Here is a 15,141-nt window from a genome sequence, read left to right as displayed (position 1 = left end):
GCGCAACGTCGTGCTGAATCGTGCACGGGGCATCGGCGGGCTCAGGCGCCGACCGTCGACTCGCGGATCACGAGTTCGGCCGCGAACGGCGTCGGTGCGGGCAGCTCGCCTGTCGGGTCGGTGAGCTGGCGGATCAGCGCCGCCCCCGCGGCACGGCCGATCTCGTACCCCGGCTGTCGCACGCTCGTCAGCGGCACGACGCTCTGATGCGCCTGCGTGACGTCGTCGAAGCCCACGATCGCGACGTCCTCGGGAACGCGGATGCCGTGACGCAGCAGCTGCGTGAGCACGCCGATCGCCACCATGTCGTTCGCGGCGAAGATCGCGTCGGGGCGCTCGGCGGCGGGCAGTGCGGCGACGCGCCCGCCGGCCTCGAGTCCGTCCTCGGTCGCGAGATGCGGCACGTCGATCACCTCGATCGTGGCGTCGGTGCCCGCGACGGCATCCTCCAGCCCTCTCCGGCGATCGTTCGACTGGCTGACGCTGGGCGCTCCGAGAAAGAGGATGCGGCGACGGCCGAGAGAGAGCAGGTGCTCGCCGGCGAGGCGCCCGCCGCCGCGGTCGTCGAAGCGCACCGACCCGACGCTCGACGACTCGGGGATGGGCCCCACCACGACCGAGCGGATGCCGCGATCGGCGAGCTGTTCGAGTCGGGGCACCACGTCTTCGAGCGGATAGATGACGATGCCCTGCACGCGGTGTGCCTCGAACATGTCGATGTTGCCGCGCTCGGTGGCGGCGTCGCGGTTGCTGTTGCTGAAGAACAGCGACCAGCCGCCTTCGCGCGCGGCATCCTCGACGCCCCGGGAGAGCTCGTGGAAGTACGGCAGCCAGGCGTCGAGCAGGATCAGCGCGAGCGTCTTGCTCGACCCCGCACGCAGCTGGCGTGCCGATTCGTTCGGCACGTATCCCAGTCGATCGATCGCGTCCCTGACTTTCGCGGCGCTGGACTCTCCGAGCACATGCGGGTGGTTGAGGTAGTTCGAGACGGTGGATGAGGACACCCCAGCGAGGGCGGCGACATCCTTGACGCTGGCGGGCATGGAGCTCCTTGTCGACGGCGTCGGTGCGCGCATGCGCGGGGGCGACTGCGCGGCCGCGCGGCACCGACGACTCCACAGTATCCCAGCGATTGGCACGTGCCAAGAAAGTTCTTGACACCGCATCCGCCCTCCGCGTACGGTGACTGAACACGGAGTTGGCACGTGCCAAATCCGGCGAGGCGATGGTGCCCCACACCCGTCTTTCGAGAGGTCTCATGAACATCGGATGCCACGGGCTCGTCTGGACCGGACACTTCGATGCCGACGGCATCCGTCTCGCGGTCGAGAAGACGAAGCAGGCGGGTTTCGACCTCATCGAGTTCCCGCTCATGGACCCGTTCTCGTTCGATGTCGCCGCCGCCAGAGACGCGCTCGAGGAGCACGACCTGTCGGTCAGCGCGTCACTGGGACTGTCCGAGGCCACCGATGTGACCAGCGCTGACCCCGCGGTCGTCGCGGCCGGCGAGGCGCTGCTGCTCAAGGCGGTCGACGTGCTGGCGGATCTCGGCGGGCAGCACTTCTGCGGCGTGATCTACAGCGCCATGAAGAAGTACATGGACCCGGTCACCGCCGAGGGCATGGCGAGCAGTCGCGCCACGATCGCACGGGTGGCCGACCACGCCGCCGAACGCGGGATCTCGGTGTCGCTCGAGGTCGTCAACCGCTACGAGACGAACGTTCTCAACACGGCGCGTCAGGCGATCGCGTTCGTCGACGAGGTGCAGCGGCCGAACGTCGGCATCCATCTCGACACGTATCACATGAACATCGAGGAGTCGGATATGTTCGCGCCGGTGCTCGATGCGGCACCGTCGCTGCGCTACGTGCACATCGGCGAGAGCCATCGCGGCTATCTCGGCACCGGCACGGTCGACTTCGACACGTTCTTCAAGGCACTCGGACGCATCGGTTACGACGGGCCGATCGTGTTCGAGTCGTTCTCGTCGGCGGTGGTCGCTCCCGACCTCAGCCGGATGCTCGGGATCTGGCGCAACCTGTGGACCGACAACGTCGAGCTCGGAGCGCACGCGAACGCGTACATCCGCGACAAGCTCGTCGCGGTCGATTCGATCCGGCTGCACTGACGTCCTGTCGAGGGAACCTGTTGCCAACTTGTTATTACAGGCCTTCCCTTCACTCAGGCACTTAGTTACATTTAGATACAACTTGCGCAGAGCGGTGTGCAAGCCGCAGAATTGATCCGATGTTTCCGGTTCCACCGGAATCAGCGGATGACGACCTCCAAGGAAGCAGGTGAGCACATGAGTGACCCCATTCTCAGAGTCGACGGGATCAGCAAGGGATTCCCCGGTGTGCAGGCTCTCAAGCAGGTGCACCTCGAGGTGCGCGCCGGTGAGGTCCTCGTGCTCGTCGGTGAGAACGGCGCAGGCAAGTCCACCCTGATGAAGATCCTCTCGGGCATCTACACCAAGGACGAGGGCACCATCACCTTCGAGGGGTCGGAGGTGGAGCTCACCAGCCCGCTGCAGGCCCAGCAGCTCGGGATCACGATCATCCACCAGGAACTCAACCTGATGCCCGATCTCACCGTGGCGCAGAACATCTTCGTGGGGCGGGAGCCGACCACCGGTCCGTTCCTCTCGGAGCGCAAGCTCAACGCGCAGACGGCCGAACTGCTCCAGCGTCTCGACATCAGGCTGAACCCGAAGCAGCTCGTGGGCGAGCTCACGGTGGCCGAGCAGCAGATGGTCGAGATCGCCAAGGCGCTCTCCTTCAATGCCAAGGTCCTGATCATGGACGAGCCCACCTCGGCGCTCACCGACTCCGAGACCGAGACGCTGTTCGTGCTGATCGAGCAGCTGCGGGCATCGGGTACCGGGATCGTCTACATCTCGCACCGCATGGACGAGCTGCGGCGTCTCGCCGACCGCGTCACGGTGCTCCGCGACGGCACATACATCGGATCACTGGACCGATCCGAGGTCAGCATCCCGAAGATCATCGAGATGATGGTCGGCCGCGTGATCGACGAGGGAACGCGCCCCGCGGCCCGTGAGCACGCCGACGACCCCATCGTCCTCGATGTGCGGGGGCTCTCGACCCGGAACCTCCTCAAGGACGTGTCGTTCCAGCTGCACCGGGGAGAGATCCTGGGCTTCGCGGGACTCATGGGGGCAGGGCGCACCGAGACCGCCCGTGCGATCATCGGCGCCGACCGCAGCGACGGCGGCGAGATCACTATCGGCGGACGTGCGGCCAGGATCACGCAGCCCGCGGATGCCGTCAAGCACGGCCTCGGGTACCTCTCGGAGGACCGCAAGCTGCTCGGGCTGATGCTCGAGCAGGATGTGACCTTCAACACCGTGCTCGCCTCGCTCGGCACCTACGCCAACGGCATCGGCTGGATGGGCGACAGCAAGGCCAAGAGCCGCACCAAGGAGTATGTCGAGCAGCTGCGGGTCAAGACGCCCTCGGTGAACCAGATCGTGAAGCTGCTGTCGGGAGGCAACCAGCAGAAGGTCGTCATCGCCCGGTGGCTGATGCGCGACTGCGACATCCTCATCTTCGACGAGCCGACTCGCGGCATCGACGTCGGCGCCAAAGAAGAGATCTACCGCCTCATGCAGCAGCTCGCGGATGCGGGCAAATCCATCATCGTCATCTCATCGGAACTGCCGGAGATCCTCCGCGTCGCGAACCGCATCGCGGTCTTCGCGAACGGACGCATCACCGGCACCCTCCGCAACGAGGACGCCAGCCAGGAGAAGATCATGCAACTCGCAGCACACGGGGAGGAAGACTGATGAGCGCTCCGCAGAACGGGTCGTCCACGACGACGATCATCCAGACCGCCCTCGACGAGAACACCGACAAGCGCGACGTCGTCGGGTTCCTGAAGCGTCAGGTCCAGCAGTCGCTGGCATTCGGCACGCTCATCGTGCTGGTGCTGTTCTTCTCGATCGCCAGCCCCAACTTCTTCACCTTCAGCAACATCGCCACGGTGCTGCTGTCGACGGCGGTCATCGGCATCCTCGCCCTCGGCACGACCTTCGTGATCATCACCGGCGGCATCGACCTGTCGATCGGAACCGGCATGGCGCTGTGCGCCGTGATGACCGGCGTCATCGTCACGAACCTGGGCCTGCCGGTCTGGGTGGGTGTGATCGGCGGCGTCCTCACCGGTGTGCTGATGGGCCTGGTCAACGGCGTGAACATCACCTTCCTCCGGCTGCCCCCGTTCATCGCCACCCTCGCGATGATGATGATCGCCGGCGGTCTCGCCCTGGTGATCTCCAACGTCGCACCGATCTACTTCTCGACCTCGGCTCCCGACTTCAAGAAGATCGCCCTCGGCGTCATCATCCCCGGCATCCCGAACGCCGTGCTGATCACCGCCGCCCTCGCGATCGTGGCCTGGCTGGTGCTGTCGAAGACCCTGCTCGGTCGCTACACCTTCGCGATCGGATCGAACGAGGAGGCCACCCGCCTGTCGGGTGTGAACACCCGCCGCTGGACGATCCTCATCTACATGTTCGCCGGTGCCTTCACCGGGATCGCGGGCATCGTCATCGCCGCCCGCCTCGACTCCGCCCAGCCGCAGATCGGCACAGGCTACGAGCTGCAGGCGATCGCCGCGGTGATCATCGGCGGAACCTCGCTGCTCGGCGGGCGCGGCTCGATCCTCGGCACCGTGATCGGCGCGCTCATCATGAGCGTGCTCGTCAACGGCCTGCGCATCCTGTCGATCCAGTCGGAGTGGCAGAACATCGTCGTCGGCGTCGTCGTGCTCCTGGCCGTCTTCCTCGACTCGCTGCGCAACCGCCAGCACACCTGACCCATCCATCACCCGAGAACGCAGCACCAGAGAACGCAGCACCAGCTGCGATCCGCACCACCTCACACGCAGTCCCATCCACCACAGAACAATGGAGTTTTCATGAAATTCGGCAAGAAGACCGCATTCGCGGCGCTCGTGGCCGCATCGGCCCTCGTCTTCGCAGGCTGTGCAGGCGGCGGCGGTGACGTCATCGAAGAAGGAAGCGGCGACGGAGGCAGCGGCGATGGCGAGATGTACATCGCGCTCGTGTCGAAGGGCTTCCAGCACCAGTTCTGGCAGGCCGTGAAGAAGGGCGCCGAGGACAAGGCCGAGGAGCTGGGCGTGCGCATCACGTTCGAAGGCCCCGCCGCCGAGACCGAGATCGCGCAGCAGCTCGAGATGCTCACGAGCGCCATCGACAAGAACCCCGACGCCATCGCCTACGCGGCCCTCGACCCCGAGGCGTGCGTCGCTCCGCTCGAGCAGGCCAAGGCCAAGGACATCCCGGTCGTCTACTTCGACGCCCCGTGCGACGGCGACGTGGGCCTGAGCCTCTCGGCCACCGACAGCAAGGTCGCCGGCGCGCTGGCGGCCGAGCACATGGCGGAGCTCATCGGCGGAAAGGGAGAGGTCGCGATCGTCGGCCACTCGCAGATCAACTCCACCGGTGTCGAGCGTCGTGACGGCTTCGTCGACAAGATCGAGGCCGACTACCCCGACATCGACATCGTCGACATCCAGTACGGCGACGGCGACCACCTGAAGTCGGCGGACATCGCGAAGACGCTGATCGCGGCGCACCCCGACCTCAAGGGCATCTACGGCACCAACGAGGGCTCGGCCATCGGCGTCGTGAACGCCGTGAACGAGCTCGGTCTCGAGAAGGGCAAGATCACGATCGTCGGCTTCGACTCGGGCGCGGCCCAGATCAACGCCATCAAGGACGGCACCATGGCCGGCGCGATCACGCAGGACCCGATCGGCATCGGCGCGCAGGTCGTGCAGGCCGCCTACGACGCCGCCAACGGCGAGTCGGTCGAGAAGTTCTACGACACCGGTTCGTACTGGTACGACAGCACCAACCTCGAGGACAAGGACATCGCCGCGGTCCTCTACGAGTGACCCGAGCAGATCGTCGGAAGCCCCTCGCCTTCGGGCGGGGGGCTTCTTCCTTGTCCGGCGGTGCGGCGGATCAGATGCGGCGGAGGAAGGTGAGGATCGACGACGGCTCGACGATGAGCTGCTGCAGCGCCTCGTTGAACGGCACTCCCGCCGGAGCGGCGATGTGCGACCGGAATGCCGCCTCGTCGCGATAGACCTCGTAGACGAAGAACCGGTCGGGGTCGTCGACGAGACGGGTCGCATCGAACACGACGTTGCCCTCCTCGGCGCGGACGACATCGGCGAAGTCGCGCAGCAGCGCGGCGACCTCGTCGCCCCTTCCCGGGCGCGCGGTGAACACGGCGTGCAGGATGGTCGGTTCGGTCATGAGGTCTCCTCGGGGTTCATGGTGCGGCGTTTCGTCTCGGTGCTTCGCTCCTCGCTCAACGGGCGGGGAGGGGCGGTGGGCGTTCCTCGCTCAACGGGCGGGGAGAAGTGGTGGGCGTTTCGTCTCGGTGCTTCGCTCCTAGCTCAACGGGCGGAGGCTGGGGGTGCTTCGCTCCTCGCTCAACGTGCGGGGGTCAGGGTGAGCAGGCGGGCGGGGTTGGCGACCAGCATCCGCTCGACGGCGTCGTCGCCGATCACCGACCGCAGACGAGGCACGTAGCGCTCGCCGAGGTAGGCGAGGCCGGGCATGCCGCCGTACGAGATGTAGCGGGTACGGCGGGCGACGTCTCCGCCGAGCACGATGCGATCGACGGCCCCGTACTCGACCACCCGCGCGGTCAGCGCGAGCAGCTCGGCATCGGAACGGGTGCGCGGGCGGGCGAACCCGTCATAACCCAGGTAGGCGCCGCGCTCGGCGAGAGACGCGTGCAGACCCGGATCCGGGTCGCGGTCGGCATGCGCGAGCACCACGCGGTCGGCGGCCACGCCCTCACGCTCGAGCAGATCGAGCACCTCGTGCGCGGCGGTGCAGAATTCCAGATGCACCATCACCGGCGCTCCCGTCGTCCGCTGCGCCGCCGCGACCGCGAGCAGCGTCGTGTGCTCGAACGGGCTGATGCGCCAGTAGTCCGCGCCGGCCTTCAGCAGACCGGCGCGCACGGGCGCCCCGCCGTCGGGGCCGAGCGCGCGCACACCCTCGGGATCGTCGTCGTGGCGCGGCATCCCCTCGTCGACCTCGCGGATGAAGCGCGCCGACAGCGTCTCGGCATCCGCCGAGCGCGTGGGGTGGTCTGGGCCGTAGTGCGCCTCGCGGTGGCGTCCCGTCGAGGCGACGACGTGCATCCCGGTGCCGGCGCTGATGCGCGCGACCCCCTCCGGATCGCGTCCCAGCCCGAACGGGGTGGCATCGACCATCGCCGTGAACCCGCTGGCCTTCAGCAGCGCGGCCTCGCGACCCGAGAGGTCTTCGTCGTCGAGCTCGTCGCCGACCAGCAGCGGCGAGATCTGGAAGAGGTGCTCGTGGTAGTCCGTCGGCCCGAGCTGGGCAGGGTCGACGTCGCCGAGGACCGTGCGAACGACGGACATCAGCGCACCGATTCGGCGGCGTCGGCGAGACGCTCGACGATCTCGGGCGTGAGGTCGATCTCGAAGACGTCGGCGACCACCTGCGACCAGCCGTGGATGAAGTACCGCCAGCCGTCGACGACGTGCAGGCCCTGCGCGGCCTCCTGGGCGCGTGCCTGATGCAGGAACTCCAGCGAGCCGCGGTAGTTGAACTCCCACACCCAGGCGCCCTCGGGGAACACGACATCGTCGGGCAGCGGTGAACCGGGGCGATCCTTGCCGAGACCGGTGGCGTTCACGATCAGCGACCCTGTCGGCGCCGAGGCGACGATCGCGGCGGCATCCTGTACCGTGTCGGTGCGCACATAGGTGATCAGTCCCTCGGGAGTGCCGTGCTGGCGGTGCACCTCGCGCAAGTGAGTGAGGGCGTCGTCGTCGCGGGCGGTCACGGTGATCTTCGCCGGAGCATCGGCCCGTTCCGCCAGCGCCCAGCTGAGGGCGGTGCCCGAGCCCCCGGCGCCGAGGATCACGACCTCGGCCCCCGTGCGGGCGAAGTGATCGGCGGGAAGGAAGTCGTTCAGCGCGAGGTCGACCGTGAGCGGATCCTTGGCCCGCCCGATCAGCCGGTCGCCGCGCTTCGAGATGCTGGAGATCTCGGCGCACGAGACGGCGAACGGATCGAGTTCGTCGAAGAGGTCGGACGCGGCGGCGAACACGTTCATCTTGTGCGTCGTCACGAGCGCGCCGCGATGGTGGGGGTCGTCGCGGATCCGCTCGACCATCGCGACGTACTGCGCGGGCGTCGCATCCATGGACAGGTCGTGGCCCACGAGATTCGCGGTGGGCAGGCCCAGCACCTCGGCCCACGCCGGGAACACTCTCATGATCGACGACGAGCCGGTGCTCACGCCGATGAAGCCCATGTAGCCGCCGGTCGTGGTGGCGGGAGTCTCGGTGAGTGTCATTGCCTGGGTCCTTCAGGATCGCGGGGAGACGGGATGCAGGGGAGGGCGGCCCGCGAGCACGCTGAGCACGTCGTCGAGAGACATCGATCCCATGGCGTCGACGGCCTGCGTGGTCTGGGCGCCGAGGTGGGGCGTGACGATCACGCGGTCGGCGAGGTCGTCGGCGAGCAGGGGGCTCGCGCTCGCCGCGGTGTCGCCGTCGAGCGTGTCGGCGGCGTACGCGCCGAGGCGCCCGTCGCGCAGCGCCTCGGCCAGCGCCGACTCGTCGACCAGATCGGGGCGCGCCGTGTTCACCAGGATCAGGCCGTGGCGGATGCCGTCGAGCCGCGCCCCGTCGACGAGCGCTCGCCCGCCCGGAGCGTGCAGCGTGATGAGGTCGGCGGTGCGGAACAGGTCGTCGAGGTCGGCGGGTTCGGCGCCCGCGTCCGCGATCACGGCGGCGGGCAGGAACGGGTCGGTGGCGAGGATGCGCGGGCCGAAGCCGCTCAGCCGCCGCGCGACACCCTGCCCGATCCTCCCGAATCCGACGATGCCCACGGTCGCCGCGCCGAGCTCCCTGCCGCGGCGGACGCTCCAGTCGCCGCGGCGCACGCGACGGTCGCCGTCGGCGGTGTACCGGAGTGCCGAGAGCATGAGCCCGACGGCGTGGTCGGCGACGGCATCCGCATTCGCCCCGGGGGTGTTCGTCACCGGGATGCCGCGCCGCACCGCCGCATCGAGATCCACCGCCTCCGTGCCGACGCCGTAGCGCGCGATGACCCTGAGGTTCGGGGCGGCGGCCAGATGGTCGTCGGTCACCGGTCCGGTGCCCGCGATCCAGCCCTCCGCCGCGGCCAGCAGCGGCGCGAGCTCGGGAAGGGCATGGTGCGCGGGGCCGCGCACGATCTCGTGGCCCGCGGCGTGTGCCAGGGCGACGAGGTCGACGTCACCGTCGGAGAACGAGCGGCTGGTCGCGAGGATGACGCCCATCAGCTCTCGCGGCCGGTGGGGGCGGAAGCGGGGGCGGAGGCGAACCACGGTTCGAGGGCGTCGTACGCCGCCGTGAAACGGGCGTGCCGCTGTGCGTGCACGGCGTGCCGACCGGCATCCGGGGTGAACTCGGCCGTGACCTCGCTGAGCGCGCGGGCCGCGGAGAAGTCCGCGAGTCCGAGTCCCACGGCGCCCGTGACGGCCGCGCCGAGGCTGTTCGCCTCCTCGACGATGGTGCGGCGGCGGATCGGCACGCCCCACACGTCGGCGAGGATGCCGAGCCAGGCGTCGCTCTGGGCGCCGCCGCCGACGGCGTCGATGCGGTCGATCGTCGCACCGGATTCCCGGAACGCCTCGATGCAGGTGAGCAGGTTGTACGCCACCCCCTCGAGCACCGCTCGGGTGAGGTGCGCACGGGTGTGGTGGCGCCCGAGCCCGACGAAGGCCCCGCGGGCGTGCGGGTTCCAGAGGGGCGATCGCTCACCCAGCAGGTAGGGGAGGAAGTAGAGATCCTCGGTGTCGAGGTCGCCGCCGGCCTCGGCCGTCAGCCGCGCGGTGTCGGGGTGAGCGGGGTCGGGGGAGAGCGCCTCGGAGATCCACTGCACCGAGGCGCCGCCCGCCTGCATGGTCGCCGTCGGGACGAAGGAGCCCGGCACCACGTTGTCGAACGTCATGGTGCGCATCTGCGGATCGTGCAGCGGCGCGAGACTCGCGAACGAGATCCACGACGAGGTGCCGAGACACACGTACGCGCCGTCCTCCGGGGCGACGATGCCCGAGCCGACCGCGGCGAGCGGTCCGTCGCCGCCGCCCATCACGACGCGGACGGAGGCGGGGAGGCCGAGTGCATCCGCCGCCTCGACCGTGAGGGATCCGGCGACGGTCGTCGATTCGACAATCTCGGGGAACAGTGCGGCGTCGAGTCCCGCGGCCGCGAGCACCTCGGTCGACCAGATGCCGCCCTGCTGGTCGTAAGCGTTCGTGCCGGAGGCGTCCGACCGCTCGGTCGCGAGGCGGCCGGTGAGCCGATAGACGATGTAGTCCTTCGCGACGCAGAAGTGGCGCACCCGCGCCCACACGTCGGGCTCGTTGTCGCGCACCCACATGATCTTCTCGACCGAGTAGGTGGGATTCAGGCGGTGGCCGAGCAGGCGGTAGGCGTCGTGGGCGCCGAGACGCTGCTCGAGGGCGTGGGTCTGGGGGCCCGAGCGGGTGTCGGCCCAGATGATCGCCGGCCGCACCGGATGCCCGTGGCCGTCGAGGAGCACCGTGCCCATCATCTGGCCGCTGACGACGAGGCCGCCGATGGTCTCGGGCGCGACGGTGGCGCGGTCGAGCAGCTGGCGGGTGGCCGCGACCACGGCATCCCACCAGTGATCCGGATCCTGCTCGGCGATGCCGCCGGCGGCGAAGTGGGCGGGGTACGGCACGGTGACCGAGGTGACGAGACGCCCGTCGTCGTGGTGCAGCGACGCTTTGTTGCCGGTGGTGCCGAGATCGTGCGCGATCAGCATGGCCCGGCCCTCATTCCGCCGAGGGGGACGCGGAATACGGGCGCAGGTCCACGCCCTCGCTCGCGCGATAGGCGCGTGCGCCCATCCCGTGATCGAGGACCCACCCGTAGTCGTGTCCGGCGCCGCCGGGGTAGACCGCGAGGAAGGCGTAGGGCTCGTCGCCCGTGTTGACCGAGCGGTGGGCCCAGCCCGGCGGGATGTAGCCGATCGTGCCCGGCAGCATGTCGAGCCACTCGGTGCGCTCGCCGTCGAACATCAGCAGGCCCCCGCGGCCCTTCAGCGCGAGGTAGATCTCGCCCTGGTGGTTCGGATGCTGGTGGCCCTTGGTCATCCAGAGCTCACCCGAGGTGTCGCCCGGCATGATCGTCGTGATCGACTGCGGCAGCTCGCGATCCACCTCGGGGACGGGCGAGCTGACCACGGTGTAGACGACGGGGTTCTCGCCGGCCGATGCCGCGGCCCAGGCATCCGCGTCCAGGAACAGGCCCTCGAGGTCGGACATCCGCCGCGTGAGGGTGGGCCCCTCCGGACTCAGCGTGAGCGCCTCCGCGTCGAACGAGATCGCCATCGGCGAGATCGGGGGCGTGTGGAACTGGGGCATCGATGCTCCTCGTACGGATGCTGCGGCGCTGCGCAACCTGTAATGACAAGTCGAGTGTACCTGTGATGACAGGTGGCGTCCAGCGTTCGGAAAGCGCGACGCTCCTGATCTCAGGAGGCAGCGCGCAGCGTGCGAGCGAGGTGGGCGCGGCTGCCCCTGACCGCCTCGGCCGTCACCTCGTCGAGTCCCGGATGGTCGGCATGGCCGGCCGGGAGGACGAACAGCTCGAGCATCCGGGCCGCGTTCGCGACGCCGAACTGCCCCTGCGGCGGCACCGACTGATCCCACAGCGCCGCCTCGACCCGCACCGGGACGCGGGCGACGCCGAGAGCCGTCGACGCGTCGAACCAGCGCAGCACCTCGCGAGCCTCCGGATGCACCGCGACGTGCGCGCGCACCGCCTCGCCGCTGCCGAGACACCGCACCGCCAGCCGCTCGTCGTACTGCCCGAAGCTGGGCACGATGAGGGTCGCCCCGATGAAGCGGTCGTCCCACGGGAGAGCGAGGGCGCCGATGCCGCCGCCGAAGCTCTCGCCGATGTAATAGAGCGGCAGGGGAGCCACCAGGGCGGTCAGCGCATCCGCGGCGAGCCAGAGGTCGCGGGCGCACAGCCCCAGCACGTAGTGATCGGGATCGTCGATGCCGGTCAGCACGTGCTCGAGCGGCTGATCGGGGGCGCCGACACCCGCGTTCAACGTCGCGAGACCGCGGGCGACCGGGAAGATCGCGGCGGCGTCGGCGGGCACGCGCGACAGATCGATCGCATCCCGCCCGCCGTACCCGTGGCCGTGCACGACGCCGACGCGGGCGGGGCCCTCGAGCGGCTCGACGAGCCAGGCGCGCAGCCGGATGCCGTCGACTCCCGCATGCTCGATGATCGACACCCGTCGGCCGTCCACCGACGAGGTGGAGAGCACGGTGGGGTCGGCATCCGTCGCCCGTGCCTCCTCGCGCCAGCGCACCCATCGCTCGGCGAAGCCCGGCGGCGCGGGGACCGGCGCGATCTCGCGCAGCGTGCTCGGCGTGTGCCCGTACGTGCCGTCGAACTCGGCGTCGGGGAACCACGTGTCGTAGGGCGAGGGGAAGGAGGTCATCGGTCTCCGAGCGGGTCAGGCGTTCGCGCGCCGTGCCCGATACGCGGCGACGGCGTTGCGGTTGGTGCAGGTGGTCGAGCAGTAGCGCTTCGAGCGGTTTCGCGACAGATCGAGGGCCAGGGCCTCGCAGGTGTCGTCGGCGCAGATCGAGATGCGGGAGCCCTCATCGGCGCGGATGACGTCGATCAGGGCCATGGCGGTCTCGATCAGCACGCGCTCGGCGAGCGGGCGCTCGTCGTCGACAGCGTGCAGGTGCCAGTCGACGCCGTCGTGGCGCACGAGCCGGGGCGCGAGGTGCGCCTCGGCGAGGGCGGCGTTCACGTGCCGGGCCATGTCGTCACGGGGGGCGAGCAGCATGGCGCGCAGCCGGGGGCGGATCGCCCGCAGCGCGGCGAGCTCGGCGTCATCGCGGTCGATTCGTCCCGAATAGGGGAAGTCCGTGAGGAAGGCGTCGTGGTCCGCGAGCGTCTCGAGGGTCGCGGGGTCTTCGGCGGAGTTCACCAGCCGGACCGCCGCGCGCAGCGCCTCTTCCGTGTCATCGGTGAAGTTCATATTGACACCTTACATCGTGCGCGAGTAGCGTCACCTGTCATGAGCCACATTGCGAATGACGCCACGGTGTCGGGTGTACGCATCGGTCTGCCGCTGGCGATCGGCGCGGCCTTCGCCTTCGGGATGTCGGGCGGCTGGGCGCGCGGGCTCATCGATGCGGGATGGACGCCGGGGGCCGCCGTGACCGCGCGGGTGTGGATCGCCGCGCTCGTGCTCCTGATCCCGACGATCGTGTCGCTGCGAGGGCGATGGGGTGTGCTGCGCAAGAACGCCGCGCTGGTCGCCGCCTACGGCCTGCTCGCGGTGACCGCGACGCAGCTCTGCTACTTCCAGGCGGTCGCCGTCATGGACGTCGGCCTGGCCCTGCTCATCGAGTACACGGCGCCGATCGCCGTCATCCTGTGGCTGTGGCTGCGCAGGGGAGAGCGACCGACCCGCCGCAGCGTGATCGGCGCCGCCATCGCGTTCGTCGGGCTCGTGCTGATGCTCGACATCGTCACGGGCGCGGAGGTGAACGTCGCCGGCATCCTCTGGGCGCTCGCCGCGATGGTGGGGGCGGCGACATACTTCCTCCTGTCGGCCAAGGCGGACACGGGGATGCCTCCGATCGCCCTCGCCGGGGGCGGGCTGCTGCTCGGCGCGGTCGCGCTGACGGTCGCCGGGCTCGTCGGCATCCTGCCCATGGCGTGGACGACAGACGACATCGCCTACCGCTTCGGCGCCGTGCCGTGGTTCGTTCCGGTGCTGGCGATCGGCCTCATCGCGACGGCGCTCGCCTACGTCCTGGGCATCGCCTCGACGCGGATGCTGGGGTCGCGCCTCGCATCCTTCATCGCCCTGTCGGAGGTCGTCGCCTCGCTGCTCTTCGGCTGGCTGCTGCTCGGGCAGTCGCCTGACCTGCTGCAGGCGCTCGGTGCTGCGCTCGTGCTGGTCGGCGTGGTCGTGGTGAAGCTGGGCGAGCCGCGCTCCACGGCGCTCGGGGAGCCGGAGATGGTTTCCTCACGCGCAACGATGTGATAGTTTCTTCACGGGAAACCATTGGAGGATGATCGCAGTGAACAATGACGACGCACAGAAGAATCTCGATCTGGCGCGAGAGGGCCAGCGCCGGGCCGCTCGCACGGGCGCCCTCGCCGCCGCGGCCGTGACGGCGGTGATGATCATCGCGTACGCCGCGGTCGTCGATCTCGACATGCTCTGGCTGTTGGGTGTGGTGACGCTCGCCGTCGTGGTGCTCTCGGTGGCCAGGCCGATCCGATTGCGCCTCGACTGGTCGGATCGACGTGGCGTGGTCCTCTTCGTGGCGAGCACCCTCGCTGTCATCGGCGTCTACGTGGCGACGCAGGCGCTCGTGCGTGCGCTCGACTGGGCGGCGCCGAACACGATCTCGGCCCTGTTCGCCGCGGTCGTCATCTTCGTGGTGTGCACTCCGGCGCTCGTGCGTCTCGCGACGCGCAGGGAGCCGCTCGACGGAGGGGTGCGGCGCGGCGATGCCTGACGGCTCGCCGTCAGAGAGCGGCGATGCGGCGGGAGGATCGGTCTCTCCCGCCTCCGCGCTCGATCCGCTGTTCCATGAACCGGCGCGCCTGGCGGTGCTGTCGGCGCTGTCGCCGGCCGAGTACGTCGACGTCTCGACACTGCTGCGTCTCACGGGAGTGAGCAAGTCGGCGCTGTCCAAGCATCTGTCGATGCTCGCCGGTGCCGGCGTGGTGAGCGTCAGCCAGAGCGCCTCCGACAAGCGGGGGAGGCGCGTGGCCCTCACGCCGCTCGGACGCGCGAGCTTCACCGCCTACCTCGCGGCGCTCACGGCTCTCGTGCGCGACGCTCAGCGGCCGGGCGCAGGGGCTTCGAGCCTCTCGTAGCGAGGCCGCCCCGATCGCCGGCGCATGCCTGGCTTGCGCGGCGTGCCCGCTTCCGTGCGGGGTCGACTTCGTGCGGGGTCGACTTCGTGCGGGGTCGATTTCGTGCGGGGTCGATTTCGCATCCCGGAGCGGCGTTTCGGGTGCGTAACT

16 protein-coding genes are annotated in these 15,141 nt (G+C 69.4%); 7 read left to right on the top strand and 9 right to left on the bottom strand.

Features of this window, described 5'->3' with window-relative positions; translation table 11 throughout:
* Window positions 1-41 precede the first annotated feature (41 nt).
* Window positions 42-1,043: a LacI family DNA-binding transcriptional regulator gene (locus tag ABTZ43_RS00800; RefSeq protein WP_350537530.1), complete on the bottom strand. Its 1,002-nt coding sequence runs from the start codon at window positions 1,041-1,043 to the stop codon at window positions 42-44.
* A 215-nt stretch (window positions 1,044-1,258) separates the two neighbouring features.
* Between ABTZ43_RS00800 and ABTZ43_RS00795 the strand changes: the two genes are divergently transcribed.
* The 4 genes from ABTZ43_RS00795 to ABTZ43_RS00780 all read left to right on the top strand — a co-directional run bounded on the left by ABTZ43_RS00795 (window position 1,259) and on the right by ABTZ43_RS00780 (window position 5,943).
* Window positions 1,259-2,128 carry a sugar phosphate isomerase/epimerase family protein gene (locus ABTZ43_RS00795; protein WP_056415254.1) on the top strand — a complete coding sequence of 290 codons (870 nt, stop codon included), beginning with the start codon at window positions 1,259-1,261 and terminating at the stop codon, window positions 2,126-2,128.
* Between the two features lie 177 nt (window positions 2,129-2,305).
* Complete coding sequence (locus tag ABTZ43_RS00790; RefSeq protein WP_350537529.1) at window positions 2,306-3,808, top strand: sugar ABC transporter ATP-binding protein; 1,503 nt, start codon at window positions 2,306-2,308, stop codon at window positions 3,806-3,808.
* Entirely contained in the window at window positions 3,808-4,839 is a 1,032-nt protein-coding gene (locus tag ABTZ43_RS00785) for an ABC transporter permease (RefSeq protein WP_174233215.1), read from the top strand. Before ABTZ43_RS00790 ends, ABTZ43_RS00785 begins: the two co-directional genes overlap by 1 nt.
* Before the next feature lie 102 nt (window positions 4,840-4,941).
* On the top strand, window positions 4,942-5,943 hold the full coding sequence (locus ABTZ43_RS00780; protein ID WP_045252554.1) for an ABC transporter substrate-binding protein: 1,002 nt from the start codon (window positions 4,942-4,944) through the stop codon (window positions 5,941-5,943).
* A 70-nt stretch (window positions 5,944-6,013) separates the two neighbouring features.
* Here the strand turns inward: ABTZ43_RS00780 and ABTZ43_RS00775 are convergent, their stop codons facing one another.
* The 8 genes from ABTZ43_RS00775 to ABTZ43_RS00740 all read right to left on the bottom strand — a co-directional run bounded on the left by ABTZ43_RS00775 (window position 6,014) and on the right by ABTZ43_RS00740 (window position 13,129).
* A complete protein-coding gene (locus ABTZ43_RS00775; RefSeq protein ID WP_149422197.1) occupies window positions 6,014-6,310 on the bottom strand; it encodes a putative quinol monooxygenase in 297 nt (98 codons plus the stop codon).
* 179 nt (window positions 6,311-6,489) lie between these two features.
* Window positions 6,490-7,455, bottom strand: a complete 966-nt coding sequence (locus ABTZ43_RS00770) for a phosphotriesterase family protein (RefSeq protein ID WP_350537528.1) — start codon at window positions 7,453-7,455, stop codon at window positions 6,490-6,492.
* Window positions 7,455-8,399: a shikimate dehydrogenase family protein gene (locus tag ABTZ43_RS00765; RefSeq protein ID WP_350537527.1), complete on the bottom strand. Its 945-nt coding sequence runs from the start codon at window positions 8,397-8,399 to the stop codon at window positions 7,455-7,457. Before ABTZ43_RS00765 ends, ABTZ43_RS00770 begins: the two co-directional genes overlap by 1 nt.
* Window positions 8,400-8,411: 12 nt before the next feature.
* On the bottom strand, window positions 8,412-9,368 hold the full coding sequence (locus tag ABTZ43_RS00760) for an NAD(P)-dependent oxidoreductase (protein WP_350537526.1): 957 nt from the start codon (window positions 9,366-9,368) through the stop codon (window positions 8,412-8,414).
* Complete coding sequence (gene xylB / locus ABTZ43_RS00755; RefSeq protein ID WP_350537525.1) at window positions 9,368-10,882, bottom strand: xylulokinase; 1,515 nt, start codon at window positions 10,880-10,882, stop codon at window positions 9,368-9,370. Before xylB ends, ABTZ43_RS00760 begins: the two co-directional genes overlap by 1 nt.
* 10 nt (window positions 10,883-10,892) lie before the next feature.
* Window positions 10,893-11,483 carry a glucose-6-phosphate isomerase family protein gene (locus ABTZ43_RS00750; RefSeq protein WP_056415269.1) on the bottom strand — a complete coding sequence of 197 codons (591 nt, stop codon included), beginning with the start codon at window positions 11,481-11,483 and terminating at the stop codon, window positions 10,893-10,895.
* A 110-nt stretch (window positions 11,484-11,593) separates the two neighbouring features.
* Window positions 11,594-12,577 carry an acetylxylan esterase gene (locus ABTZ43_RS00745; RefSeq protein ID WP_350537524.1) on the bottom strand — a complete coding sequence of 328 codons (984 nt, stop codon included), beginning with the start codon at window positions 12,575-12,577 and terminating at the stop codon, window positions 11,594-11,596.
* Between the two features lie 15 nt (window positions 12,578-12,592).
* On the bottom strand, window positions 12,593-13,129 hold the full coding sequence (locus ABTZ43_RS00740) for a CGNR zinc finger domain-containing protein (RefSeq protein ID WP_350537523.1): 537 nt from the start codon (window positions 13,127-13,129) through the stop codon (window positions 12,593-12,595).
* A gap of 39 nt (window positions 13,130-13,168) precedes the next feature.
* Between ABTZ43_RS00740 and ABTZ43_RS00735 the strand changes: the two genes are divergently transcribed.
* Genes ABTZ43_RS00735 through ABTZ43_RS00725 form a run of 3 tightly spaced genes read left to right on the top strand, consistent with a single transcriptional unit; the run spans window position 13,169 to window position 14,991 of the window.
* Entirely contained in the window at window positions 13,169-14,146 is a 978-nt protein-coding gene (locus ABTZ43_RS00735) for an EamA family transporter (RefSeq protein ID WP_350537522.1), read from the top strand.
* A gap of 37 nt (window positions 14,147-14,183) precedes the next feature.
* Window positions 14,184-14,627 (top strand): hypothetical protein, encoded by a 444-nt coding sequence (locus tag ABTZ43_RS00730; protein ID WP_350537521.1) that lies wholly within the window; start codon window positions 14,184-14,186, stop codon window positions 14,625-14,627.
* Window positions 14,620-14,991: a transcriptional regulator gene (locus tag ABTZ43_RS00725; protein WP_149422206.1), complete on the top strand. Its 372-nt coding sequence runs from the start codon at window positions 14,620-14,622 to the stop codon at window positions 14,989-14,991. Before ABTZ43_RS00730 ends, ABTZ43_RS00725 begins: the two co-directional genes overlap by 8 nt.
* Window positions 14,992-15,141: the final 150 nt, after the last annotated feature.

The sequence above is a fragment of the Microbacterium sp. NPDC097977 genome (genome assembly GCF_040302605.1).
GTDB lineage: Bacteria > Actinomycetota > Actinomycetes > Actinomycetales > Microbacteriaceae > Microbacterium.
This window is presented reverse-complemented; position numbering and strand designations above follow the sequence as displayed.

Bases quoted from the DNA above. Each gene is read 5' to 3' on its own strand.
- ABTZ43_RS00785 (WP_174233215.1), top strand. From the start codon at position 3,808: ATGAGCGCTCCGCAGAACGGGTCGTCCACGACGACGATCATCCAGACC.
- ABTZ43_RS00790 (WP_350537529.1), top strand. From the start codon at position 2,306: ATGAGTGACCCCATTCTCAGAGTCGACGGGATCAGCAAGGGATTCCCC.
- ABTZ43_RS00740 (WP_350537523.1), bottom strand. From the start codon at position 13,129: ATGAACTTCACCGATGACACGGAAGAGGCGCTGCGCGCGGCGGTCCGG.
- ABTZ43_RS00775 (WP_149422197.1), bottom strand. From the start codon at position 6,310: ATGACCGAACCGACCATCCTGCACGCCGTGTTCACCGCGCGCCCGGGA.
- ABTZ43_RS00795 (WP_056415254.1), top strand. From the start codon at position 1,259: ATGAACATCGGATGCCACGGGCTCGTCTGGACCGGACACTTCGATGCC.
- ABTZ43_RS00800 (WP_350537530.1), bottom strand. From the start codon at position 1,043: ATGCCCGCCAGCGTCAAGGATGTCGCCGCCCTCGCTGGGGTGTCCTCA.
- ABTZ43_RS00735 (WP_350537522.1), top strand. From the start codon at position 13,169: ATGAGCCACATTGCGAATGACGCCACGGTGTCGGGTGTACGCATCGGT.
- ABTZ43_RS00760 (WP_350537526.1), bottom strand. From the start codon at position 9,368: ATGGGCGTCATCCTCGCGACCAGCCGCTCGTTCTCCGACGGTGACGTC.
- ABTZ43_RS00765 (WP_350537527.1), bottom strand. From the start codon at position 8,399: ATGACACTCACCGAGACTCCCGCCACCACGACCGGCGGCTACATGGGC.
- ABTZ43_RS00725 (WP_149422206.1), top strand. From the start codon at position 14,620: ATGCCTGACGGCTCGCCGTCAGAGAGCGGCGATGCGGCGGGAGGATCG.
- ABTZ43_RS00745 (WP_350537524.1), bottom strand. From the start codon at position 12,577: ATGACCTCCTTCCCCTCGCCCTACGACACGTGGTTCCCCGACGCCGAG.
- ABTZ43_RS00750 (WP_056415269.1), bottom strand. From the start codon at position 11,483: ATGCCCCAGTTCCACACGCCCCCGATCTCGCCGATGGCGATCTCGTTC.
- ABTZ43_RS00770 (WP_350537528.1), bottom strand. From the start codon at position 7,455: ATGTCCGTCGTTCGCACGGTCCTCGGCGACGTCGACCCTGCCCAGCTC.
- ABTZ43_RS00780 (WP_045252554.1), top strand. From the start codon at position 4,942: ATGAAATTCGGCAAGAAGACCGCATTCGCGGCGCTCGTGGCCGCATCG.
- xylB (WP_350537525.1), bottom strand. From the start codon at position 10,882: ATGCTGATCGCGCACGATCTCGGCACCACCGGCAACAAAGCGTCGCTG.